The following is an 11,350-nucleotide window of genomic DNA, read 5'->3' as shown; positions in this document are numbered from 1 at the left end:
GGGACCCGGCATGTCACGGATGTGTGTGCGGTTTGCAGGCAGATACGACGTCGCCCGGCGGCGAACGGAGGTGCTCGGTGACAAGCAGCATGGAAGACATTCGCCCGAATCGGCGGATCATCGTGATCGACGATAACCCTGCGATCCACGACGATTTCCGAAAGATCCTCACTCCTCCTGCCATGAATGCGGATCTCCATCTGCTACGTTCGTCTCTGTTCGGCGCCACCGCCGCCGGCGGGCAGCCTGAACGCTTTGAAGTCGATTTCGCGCAACAGGGCCGGCAAGGGTACGACCAGATCCTCCGTGCACGGAGCGAGGGGAACCCCTATGCGCTGGCGGTCGTTGATATGCGCATGCCGCCGGGTTGGGACGGCCTGGAGACGATCGAGCATATTTGGTCCGCCGATCCGGAAATCCAGGTCGTGATCTGCACGGCCTTTGCAGATCATCCGTGGGAAGACATCGCCGATCGACTGGGCAAGACCGATCGACTGCTGATTCTCCGCAAGCCGTTCGATCCGGTAGAAGTCGAGCAGTTGGCGACGTCACTCACCCGGAAGTGGGAACTTGCGCGGCGCGTCCGCCTCCAGGTGGATGACCTCTCCGCATTGGTTGACGATCGCACCAGGGCGCTGCAGGAGGCGAACGCCCGGTTGGAGCGTGACGTGGCCGTGCGGACGGCCGAGTTGTCGGAGCGGAACGCGCAGCTCGAGCGGCTTGTCGAAGAGCTGAAGTGTGCGAAAGAAGCCGCGGACAGTGCGAATCGTGCAAAATCTCAGTTTCTGGCGCGTATGAGTCATGAAATTCGTACGCCGATGAACGGGATTCTCGGCATGACGGAATTGTTGCTCACGACCGCGCTGACGAATCAGCAGCACCACTTTGCGGACACCATCATGCAGTCCGGCCGCTCGCTGCTGTCGGTCATCAACGACATTCTTGATTTTTCACGTATTGAAGCCGGCAAGTTCGAGTTACTCCCGGACGATTTTAACCTGCAGGTTGTGGTGCAGAATATTGTCACACTGCTCAAGGAATCCGCGACCCGCAAGCACATCGGCTTGCGGTGTGTGATGCAGGATGATCTTCCAACCATCGTGTATGGTGATGCCGGTCGACTGCGACAGATGCTCATTAACTTGGTCGGCAATGCCATTAAGTTTACCGAACGGGGAGAGGTGATCATTCGCGTTTGGCCCGCCAGGCCGCAGTCCAACGGGACAGATGTGCTGTTCGAGGTGATCGATACCGGGATCGGGATCGCTCAGGATGCGCAAACGCGCATTTTTGACCCGTTCGATCAAGCGGATGCCTCCATGACGCGGCGTTTCGGCGGCACTGGGTTAGGTTTGGCCATCGTCAGCGAACTCGCCAAAATGATGGGGGGGCGCGTGTGGGTTCAGAGCGAACTCGGGAAAGGCTCCACATTTGGGTTTTCCATCCGGTTTGCCGATGGCGGGAAGCAGCGTGAGGCTGACGCCTCTGCCGGGAAGGGCGTTGTGATCACGAGTCTGCCCGCATCCCGGGAAGTGGGCGCCGCTTCCCCGCTGAATATTCTGTTGGCCGAAGATGATCCGGTCAATCGAGAGGTCATTCTTGGGATGTTGGAGTTTTGTGGATATCGAGCGGACGTGGCGGAGAACGGACGGGAAGCCCTCGACATGCTGGCGGCCATGGCCTATGACATCGTGTTGATGGATTGTCAGATGCCGGAGCTGGACGGGTATGCCACCACTGCTGAGATACGCCGCCGGGGCGTTGCCTGGACCAATGGACGAGGCCCCACGATCATCGCACTGACGGCCCATGCCACCCAGGGGGACCGAGAAACGTGTCTTGCGGCCGGAATGGATGATTACCTCTCAAAACCAGTGCGCATGGAGGACCTGTCCACCATGCTCCTGGCCTGGTCAGGGAAAATCAGGAACCAGGCGGCATGAGAGCCCGATCCATCCTCAGACCCAAGCCCAGGCTTTAGAAACAATGGGCTGGAACCGATACAGGTAACCGAGGGCTTTGCAACGGTCGGACGCACATCGCGTCGCAAGGAGGATCGTCCAACATGGCATCGGCGCAAGAACTTGTTCAGTCCTGCTCAAACGTCTTTACCCTGCCGGAGATATATTTTCGCGTCCGCGATGTCGTCGATAACCCTGACTCCACCATGGATGATCTGGCGCGGGTGCTGAAAATGGATCCGGGAATCTCCGCCCGCATGCTCAAGATCGTCAACAGCCCCCTCTATGGATTTCCCAAGCAGGTCGATACGGTGACGCGCGCGGTGAATCTGCTCGGCATGCAAGCCGTTCGCGATCTCGTCACGGCGACGACGGTCGGTCGAAGTTTCAGCGGCATGACCGTACAGATCATGGATGTGCCCGCGTATTGGCGGAAAAGCGTGCTCTGCGCGTTGATGGCGGGCAAGATCGCGAAGGCCTGCGGCATCGAAGACAGCGAGCGGTTTTTCATCGAAGGTCTCCTCCGCGACATCGGGCACCTGGTGCTCTACCAGACGATTCCCGAGCGCGCGCAGTCGGCTTTGATTGAAGCCGGCAATCTGGGGGAACCGTTGGCAGAAGTCGAGCAGTCGAATTTCGGCTGCGATTTCACGGAAGTCGGCGCAGAACTCATTCATTCCTGGGGTATGCCCGTTCAAATCGAGCAGGCGATCCGCCATCAATTGTGCCCGGAGGAGGCCGGCGATTTCTCGCTCCACGCCTCGATGGTGCACCTTGCGGGTGTGGTGGCTGATCACGCTGAGTTGTCTCCCGCACGTGCTCCCAAAGATCTGCCCTTTCACGCGACGGCCTTGCAGGCGACACGATTTAATGCCGACGCCCGGCCGATGTTGCTGCAGGAGGCGATGGACCAATTACAGGACACGGTGAAACTGTTCAGCCCTGTCGCGATGGCGGCCTGACTTCACCCTCACCGCCGGACGATCCGCCGGCGACGCCGTCCCTTCGGGACACGTTGCCGGCGATATTCCACGCCACTCAATTTCTCCTGCCTCGTTTCGATCAAGACATCGCGCCAGTGCTCGCCCGCACAGCCATGGGGCCACATCTGTCTCCACCTAGGAGCCGGATACGTTCGCGAACCCGTCGCTTGACCAGCGCCGTCAAGACGCGTACACCAACACCCTAACCAGTGGCGCAGGACCCAATGCAGGTTGGTGATCGGCCTGCTCGCGTTCGGAAGGAGCATCCCTATGCCGGCGACTCCGCATAGTGAAACGCATTTCACGGCCACGGCGACGGTGCGCGATATCGTCATCGGCATGGCCGACGGGTTGACCGTTCCTTTTGCCCTGGCTGCCGGGTTGTCCGGTGCGGTGGCCTCTTCCGCTCTGGTCGTTACGGCGGGGTTGGCGGAAATTGCCGCCGGCTCGATTGCGATGGGGCTAGGCGGCTACCTTGCGGCCAAGACCGACCTTGAGCATTATGTTGCGGAGCGTACGCGGGAATTGCGGGAGACCGAGCATATTCCAGAAAAGGAGGCCGAAGAGGTGGCCGAGATTTTTCGCGGCTACGGATTGCGCGATGAACACATCGCTCCGCTGATCGAGTCCCTTCAAGCGAATCCCGGCCGGTGGGTCGACTTCATGATGCGGTTTGAGCTGGGATTGGAAGAGCCGGATCCGTCGCGCGCCCGGTTGAGCGCCTGGACGATCGCGCTCTCCTATGTGATCGGGGGACTGATTCCCTTGCTGCCTTACATGGTGTTTCACGATATCGTGACGGCGCTGTGGTGCTCGGTGGCAGTGACTCCCGTGGCGTTGTTCGCCTTCGGTTACGTGAAAAGCGGATTGACCGGAGTGCCGCCCTGGCGCGGCGGGATCCAAACGGTGCTGGTCGGCGGGCTTGCTGCAGCCGCGGCGTTCGGGATCGCCCGGCTGCTGGGCTGAGAAAGAGGCGCGTTTACTTTCCTTCACCCGCCTCGTTAGACTGCCCGCATGACGTTCGACCAACCGTCTTCCGGCCTGCCTGCCGAGCCGACTTCGACTGATCCGATCGACCGCGTGATCGCCTATCATATTCGAACGAAACACCATTTTAATCGATACGCGCGATCGCTGGGTTTTCTGGATTGGGCGAATCAGCCCAATCCGTTCCGGCGGTTCGAAGGGGCGCCGCTGATCCGGTTGCCCTTGCTGAATCCGGACGACGAACCCCGGTCGCCGGCCTATGACGCCATGTATCAGCCCGGCGCAGTGGCCTCGCAGCCATTGACGATCCGGACCATCTCCAGATTTTTCGAACTGGCGCTCGGACTCTCGGCCTGGAAGCGAGCAGGGGAGTCGGAATGGGCGTTACGCAACAATCCTTCGTCGGGCAATCTCCATCCGACGGAAGGGTATGTGCTGGTCCCGCCGGTCGAGGGCCTGGAGCCGGCCCCGGGCCTTTATCACTACGCGGCGAAAGAACATGGCCTGGAGTTGCGCGCAGACTTTCCTCCCGCACAAATCACACAGTTGCTCGCGCCGTTTCCGCCCGGTGCATTTCTCTTTGGTCTCAGCTCCGTCCATTGGCGGGAGGCCTGGAAGTATGGAGAGCGGGCCTTTCGTTATTGCAACCACGATGTCGGCCACGCCCTTGGTTCCGCGCGTCTGGCCGCCGCGACGCTTGGTTGGACGATGGTGTTGCTGGATGGGGCGGATCAAAACCAGGTCGCGCTGGTTTTGGGCACGCATCGCCAGGCGGATTTTGGCGAGGCCGAGCCAGAGCATCCCGATTGCCTGGCGGTAATCTGGCCCCATGAAAGTGTGAAGCGCGATGCTCACGACCTGCCGTTGTGTTTGGACCAGGCGGTGCTGAAACATCTGGCGGCGGGACCATGGCATGGCCGAGCCAATCCATTGAGCCGCGAACACGGCGTGCATTGGGAAGCGATCGACGAGGCGGCTGACGCGTCATGGAAGACCAGTGAAGAGATCCAGGCCATTCCTCTTACCATGGCGCCTCAGATCCGTTCCGAAGCGCATCACGTTTCACAAGCCACGAGCGACGCCGCGACCATTATCAGGCAACGCCGCAGCGCCGTGTCGTTCGATGGCCGCACCTCTATTTCAGCCGCCACGTTCTTCCAAATCCTGCACCGGGTGATGCCTCGCGTGGAGCGACCGCAATTGCAGCGGCCCATACCGTGGGATGTCTTGCCTTGGGACCCCGCGATCCATCTGCTGTTGTTCGTGCACCGGGTGGAAGACCTGACGCCTGGCCTCTACGTGCTGGCTCGTGATACGAAGAAACTGCCGCTTTTGCAGCGGGCGATGCATGCTGAATTGGAGTGGACCCCTGTGCCTGGATCACCAGACGATCTTCCCTTGTACTGGCTGCTGCAAGGGAATGCGCAGCGTTTGGCCGCCCAGGTCAGTTGCCATCAGGGCATTGCCGGCGACAGCGCATTTTCACTCGGCATGCTGGCCGAGTTCGAAGGGCGCTTGCGGCAGGGCGGGTCTTGGTGGTATCCACGCCTGTTCTGGGAGGCAGGCCTGGTCGGGCAGGTATTGTATCTGGAGGCTGAAGCCGCCGGGGTGCGAGGGACAGGCATCGGCTGTTTTTTCGATGATCCGGTGCATGAGGTCGTCGGGATCAAAGACCTGACGCTGCAATCGCTCTATCACTTTACGATCGGCGGGCCGGTAGACGACGATCGGCTGTTGACCTTGCCTGCCTATTACCACCTCCAGCGTGGGTGACTGCATAGGACTGTGTCTGCACGAGAGACGAACGACGAGAGACGAGGGACGAGCGCATTATGTTCAAGATCAAGAAGAAGATTGAAAAGCCGAAGCCGCCGATTCTGTACAACGTGATCGAGGATTACTCGGAATTCGATGCGCCGGGAAATGTGACGGCCTGTGCCATGACCTTGCCGGAAGATGTGCCGGCGCATGCGAAAATCCTGTCAGAAAGTTATGATGTGCCGCTGGACCGGATGATTCAGCTGCTGACGGACGGGGGCGTCTACGTCTATCCGCAGATAGGAGGCCTGCTCACGCGCGGGCTTTTTGCCTGCCGGGTGGATGCCACCGGCGTCTCACCCAAGCAGACCTGGGTGCTCGATCTCATGCAATTCGCGGAAGCGGAGCAATGGGCCAGGGCGCGCGGCGTCTCCTTGGTGGTGGCGGCGGCGGAAGTGTTCTATCGCACGCTTCCCGAGGAGCTCAAGACCAAACTCGCGCAGAAAAATCTTGGCCTCGATTACCGCACGCTCGACCGCGCCGTGGCCAAGGGCGGAGACATCAAGTTCATTGACTTCCGGAAAGACTGGTCTCCCCATTTCAAACGGCTGTGTATCATGCCCGATGGGCGCCTGGTGGAAACCGGCGGATTGGAGGAGTTCGCCCAACTGCACCAAATTACGGTGCCGCAGGCGAAGAAACTCGTCGAAGAAGGAGGCACGATGGATGTGGCGGGCGGTGAAGTCCTGGCCTGCCAGATTGTGAACGGCCAGCCGGCCGTGGCCCGCTTCAGCGCGAAGAACTACGCCAAGGCCAAGGAGCTGGTGGCAACCAAAGGCCTGCACATCCTGGATGCGCTTAGTGAGGTCGCCTACAACGATTCCGTGATGATGCGAACCCTGCAGCGCAAAGACCTGGGCGGCCGGATGTAGACGTGACCGCGGCAGCCGACGGACCGGGCTGCGGTTCGTTCAGCACATGCCATGCACCGGAGGTCTGTATCATGAGGCAAATCCGTTGTCTCTGTGCCCTGAGTCTCTTGCTTGCCGGCTGCGCCGCGCATAAGCCGATCCTGTATCCCAACGAACACTATCAACAGGTCGGCGCCGATGCGGCGCAGGCCGATATTCAGGATTGCATGGCCATGGCCAAGGAGGCCGGGGCTTCTTCCAGCGACGGGAGGACGGCTCAGGTGGCGACCGGCACAGTAGCCGGCGGGGCTGTCGGTTCTGCTGCCGGCGCGGTGGGCGGGGCGATTCTTGGACATCCGGGACGCGGCGCGATGGTCGGCGCAGCCAGTGGCGCAACAGCGGGATTTCTGCGCGGGCTGTTTAAAAGATCCCCGCCCAGCGCGGCATTTACAAACTATGTGGATCGGTGTCTGCGTGACCGGGGATATGATCCGACGGGTTGGCAATAATCTTACGCGGCCGGTTCCACCACTCCTGCCATACTTCTTCTGACGTGGGCTTCTCCCGCTTTCATCCCGATGTACGCACCCAGAACATTGTCCACCAGGTCGAGGAGCGACGTGCTGCGGTTGTGACAATAGACCTGGTAGAACTCGATACTGAAGGACAGGGCGAAGGCCATCAGCATCAGGTGGCGGGGAGAGATAGGTGTGTTGTGCAGTCCGCGTAGGGCGTAGAGCAGGCCGAAGGGCAGGAACAGCAGGATGTTGGCGATGGCATCGATGCCGAGATCCAGCAGGATCGCAGGGGAGCTCAGTTGGTCCGGCGTCGGCACCCACCGAATATATTGCCAATGCGCATGGCCGACGAAGTTATGCAGGGGAAGGATACCGACGAGCAGGATGAAGATGCCCCAGGCATACCAGAGACGTGTGATGCGGGACAAGGTTACCAGCACGAGAGCCTGACTGTGAGGGGCTGCTGCACGGCCGATTCTGGCAGAATCGGCGACAGGGTTTCCAGTATTTTTTCCCGCTGAGAAATTCCGGAGGATGAAGCGGCGGGGAGAACGGTTATTTTTGCGCCAGTTCCGCCTCCACGGCGTTCAGCATTTCTTTCAGATCGAAGGGCTTTTCAAAGGTCCGGTGAGCGCCGAAGAGCCGGGCGATATCCAGAAAATTCCGATCCCCCTGGGCGCCGGTCATCGCGATAATCTTGGTGTCCATGTATTCGCGGGTCAACTGCAGCGTGGCTTCCAATCCATCCACCTCAGGCATCAGCAGGTCCATGATGAGCAGATCGGCTTTATGCTTCTGATAGAGGTCCAACGCTTCGCGTCCATCCTTCGCTTCGACAACCTTATGTCCTGATCGTTCCAGGACCTCGCGCAGCAGGCCGCGGATGGAAGGTTCGTCGTCGATCACCATGATGGTCGCCATAACTACTCCTCGGGAAGATGGGCCGGTTGTGAATTGGTTGAGCGGCTGCGCTGGCTCGCGTCCAGACACCTCGACTCGTAGAAGAAGCTTACCGCCGGGACGAAGGTCTGTCCAGGAAAGAGTCGGAACCGGCGTCGCGTTGCGGTTGGCACAAGGCTGATTTGCCGTGATGCCACAAGGAGTTATACCCTGACATGGGCATCGTCTGCCCGGGCCGCCGCCGGAAGCGGTCGGCCGCCAACCTGCGGAACCAGGCGTGAATACAGCGCCGGAATAACCAGCAGGGTCAGGGCCGTCGACGTCAACAGTCCCCCGATGACCACCGTAGCCAGCGGCCGTTGGACCTCCGCTCCCATACTGGTCGCTAAAGCCATGGGAAGAAAGCCCAGACTCGCGACCAGGGCCGTCATCAAGACTGGCCTCAGGCGATCCATGGCACCTTGGAGGACCGCCTCCTCCGTGGAACATCCCTCCGCCTCCAGTTGCCGGATATGGCTGACCAAGACGACGGCGTTGAGGACGGCAATGCCGAACAGGGCGATAAACCCGATAATGGCCGAAATGCTCAGGGGCAACCCCCTCAGCCACAATGCCAGAATTCCGCCTGACAGGGCGAGCGGCACATTGAGAAAAATGAGCAGGGCCGGCCGCAGCGTGCCGAAAATCACGGATAACATTCCCAGGATCAGCATGAGCGTGACCGGCACGACCATGGCCAGCCGTTTCCCTGCTTCTTGAAGATGTTCGTATTGCCCGCCCCAGATGAGCTCATACCCTGGAGGTAGCGTGACCGCCTGGGCCACGGCGCGCTGCGCGTCGGCTACGAATCCGCCGAGATCACGTCCGCGTATATTGGTCTCGACCACGATCCGCCGCTGCACGTGTTCGCGACTGACCTGTGCGGGACCCGAATCGACAAGGATGTTGGTCACACGCGAGAGCGGCACGAGTTCTCCGTGCATAGTCGGGATCAAGAGGCTGCCCAAGGAGCCAGGATCGCGGGAGACACGTTCCGCCAGCCGCACGACCAATTCGAACCGCCGGGAACCTTGCACGACGGTGCCCACGACCGTGCCGACCCTCGTCGATTGGATCAGGGTGAGCACTTCTTCAGCGGTTAACCCGTATCGGGCGATCTCCGCCCGGTCGACGATGACGCGCAGCAACGGGAGTCCGGCAACCTGCTCGACCTTGACGTCGGCGGCGCCGGGCACGTTCTGCAGGGCTCGCGCCGCTCGTTCAGCCTGTTGCTTCAGGATGTCGAGGTCGGGGCCGAAAATTTTGACCGCTAGGTCTGAGCGCACTCCCGCAATCAATTCATTGAAGCGCATTTCGATGGGTTGCGTGAATCCAAGGCCGACCCCCGGCACCTGTTCGACGATCCGCTGTTTCATTTTGTCGATCAGTTCGTTGCGGCTGTGCGCCGTGACCCAGTCGCTCTGGGGCGTCAGGATGACGAAGACATCCGACATTTCGACGCCCATGACATCCGTGGCTACTTCCGGGCTGCCGGTGCGCGTGACGACGCGCGTGACTTCGGGAAAACGCCGCAGGACCCGTTCGATATCCAACGCGGTGGCGACCGATTCGCTCAATGAGATGCTTGGCAAACGCCACACCTGCACCGCGAGGTCACCCTCCTCCAAGCGCGGGACGAATTCGATTCCCAACCTGCTTCCCGCCATCAGGCTGACAGCAAACAGACCGATTGCTAGGGATACCGGCCAGACAGGGCGGGCCACAGCCCGCTGCAGCCAGGGCGCATAGACCCGTTTCAGGCCGCGAATGACGGCGGTCGTCTCTTCGGACGGCCTTGTCCGTAAAAACCAAAAGGACAGCAATGGCGTGGCCGTCAGGGCGAGGAGAAGGGACCCGGTCAAGGCCATGATAACCGTCACTGCCATCGGGCGGAACATCTTGCCTTCGATACCGGAGAGCGCCAGGATCGGGACATACACCAGAATGATGATCGTCACCGCGAGCGTCATAGGGCGCAGGACTTCCTGACCGGCGGCCAAGACTTCGGTCAACCGTGCCTCTTTGGTCGGTGTCGGCTTCTCGGCCAATCGCCGGAGGATGTTGTCGATCATCACGACGGACCCGTCGACCAGGAGTCCGAAGTCGATCGCGCCGAGGCTCATGAGATTGCCGGAGAGTCCGGCCTGCATCATGCCGATAAAAGCGATCAGCATGGCGAGGGGAATGGCGGAAGCGACGATGAGCCCTGCGCGCAGGTCGCCGAGGAAGAGAAACAGGACGGCGATGACGAGTAGTCCGCCTTCCAGCAGGTTGTTCCGGACGGTCTGCATGACTTTCGAGACGAAGATCGTGCGATCGTAGTAGGGCTCGATGGTGACGCCGGCTGGGAGAGTGGCCTGAATGTCCTGCACCCGTGCCTTGACGCGCGTGACCACCTCCTGGGCGTTTTCCCCGGCGAGCATCTGCACCATGCCGATTACGGTTTCGCCGTCACCCATGGCCGTCGCGGCTCCGATTCTGAGCGCCGATCCCTCCATCACCTCGGCGAGATCGGCGATGTAAATAGGCACGCCGCCAGACCCATGGGCCACCACGATTTGCGCCAGATCGCTGACCCTGGTGGCGAGCGCCTCGCCGCGGATCAACAACTGTTCGCGTTGATGTTCGATATAACCGCCGCCGGCGATGGCGTTGTTGCGTTGCAAGGCGTCGAACACCTGTTTCATCGACAATTTGAACGATAACAATTTCGACGGATCGACGATGACGTGGAACTGCTGCGGCTCGCCCCCCCAGATGTTGACCTCGACCACGCCGGGCACGGCGCGCAACTTCATGCCGATGTCCCATTGGAGAAGCGTTCTCAGGGCCATCGGGCTATAGCCCTCGCCTTTGACCGTGAATTGATACACCTCGCCCAGCCCGGTCGTGAGCGGCCCCATCACTGGGCGGCCATATTCCGCGGGAATGCGTTCCATCGCCTGAGCCAACCGTTCAGCGACAAATTGCCTGGCTCGATAGATGTCGGTGTGATCGTCGAAGATCGCCGTGACGGCGGACAGACCATACCGCGAGATGGATCGTAACTCGCGCAGGGCCGGCAAGCCATTCAACGAGGCTTCAATCGGAAACGTCACGAATTGTTCCACCTCGACCGGACCTAGGGCTGGGGCGCGGGTGAGAATTTGCACTTGCACCGGTGTCAGATCGGGGACCGCATCGATCGTAAGGTGTGCGAACGACCAGAGGCCGGAGGCAATGACAACTACGATCGCCACGACGGTAAAAAACCGATAGCGGAGCGAAAATGTCAGCAGATGATGCATGCGTCC

At 60.6% G+C, this 11,350-nt stretch carries 9 protein-coding genes; 6 read left to right on the top strand and 3 right to left on the bottom strand.

Going from position 1 to position 11,350, the window contains the following annotated elements; genetic code table 11:
- Positions 1 to 77 precede the first annotated feature (77 nt).
- From GDA65_07290 to GDA65_07265, 6 genes are all read left to right on the top strand, one after another.
- Positions 78 to 1,943 carry a response regulator gene (locus GDA65_07290; protein ID MBA5862496.1) on the top strand — a complete coding sequence of 622 codons (1,866 nt, stop codon included), beginning with the start codon at positions 78 to 80 and terminating at the stop codon, positions 1,941 to 1,943.
- Positions 1,944 to 2,065: 122 nt separating this feature from the next.
- Positions 2,066 to 2,923 carry an HDOD domain-containing protein gene (locus tag GDA65_07285; GenBank protein ID MBA5862495.1) on the top strand — a complete coding sequence of 286 codons (858 nt, stop codon included), beginning with the start codon at positions 2,066 to 2,068 and terminating at the stop codon, positions 2,921 to 2,923.
- Positions 2,924 to 3,214: 291 nt separating this feature from the next.
- Positions 3,215 to 3,910 carry an iron transporter gene (locus tag GDA65_07280; GenBank protein MBA5862494.1) on the top strand — a complete coding sequence of 232 codons (696 nt, stop codon included), beginning with the start codon at positions 3,215 to 3,217 and terminating at the stop codon, positions 3,908 to 3,910.
- Between the two features lie 48 nt (positions 3,911 to 3,958).
- On the top strand, positions 3,959 to 5,704 hold the full coding sequence (locus tag GDA65_07275; protein ID MBA5862493.1) for a hypothetical protein: 1,746 nt from the start codon (positions 3,959 to 3,961) through the stop codon (positions 5,702 to 5,704).
- 59 nt (positions 5,705 to 5,763) lie between these two features.
- Complete coding sequence (locus tag GDA65_07270) at positions 5,764 to 6,621, top strand: hypothetical protein (GenBank protein MBA5862492.1); 858 nt, start codon at positions 5,764 to 5,766, stop codon at positions 6,619 to 6,621.
- A gap of 71 nt (positions 6,622 to 6,692) precedes the next feature.
- Positions 6,693 to 7,109, top strand: coding sequence for a hypothetical protein (locus tag GDA65_07265; protein ID MBA5862491.1), 417 nt, complete (start codon positions 6,693 to 6,695; stop codon positions 7,107 to 7,109).
- Between the two features lie 2 nt (positions 7,110 to 7,111).
- Here the strand turns inward: GDA65_07265 and GDA65_07260 are convergent, their stop codons facing one another.
- The 3 genes from GDA65_07260 to GDA65_07250 form a co-directional block, all read right to left on the bottom strand.
- Complete coding sequence (locus GDA65_07260; protein ID MBA5862490.1) at positions 7,112 to 7,654, bottom strand: hypothetical protein; 543 nt, start codon at positions 7,652 to 7,654, stop codon at positions 7,112 to 7,114.
- Positions 7,655 to 7,673: 19 nt separating this feature from the next.
- Entirely contained in the window at positions 7,674 to 8,039 is a 366-nt protein-coding gene (locus GDA65_07255) for a response regulator (GenBank protein MBA5862489.1), read from the bottom strand.
- A gap of 182 nt (positions 8,040 to 8,221) precedes the next feature.
- The gene (locus tag GDA65_07250; protein MBA5862488.1) at positions 8,222 to 11,344 is read right to left on the bottom strand and encodes a CusA/CzcA family heavy metal efflux RND transporter; all 3,123 of its coding nucleotides are present in this window, start codon (positions 11,342 to 11,344) and stop codon (positions 8,222 to 8,224) included.
- Between the last annotated feature and the right edge of the window lie 6 nt (positions 11,345 to 11,350).

The sequence above is a fragment of the Nitrospira sp. CR1.1 genome (genome assembly GCA_014055465.1).
Lineage (GTDB): Bacteria > Nitrospirota > Nitrospiria > Nitrospirales > Nitrospiraceae > Nitrospira_A.
The sequence above is the reverse complement of the archived record's forward strand: the minus strand, read 5'-3'. Positions and strand labels throughout refer to the sequence as shown.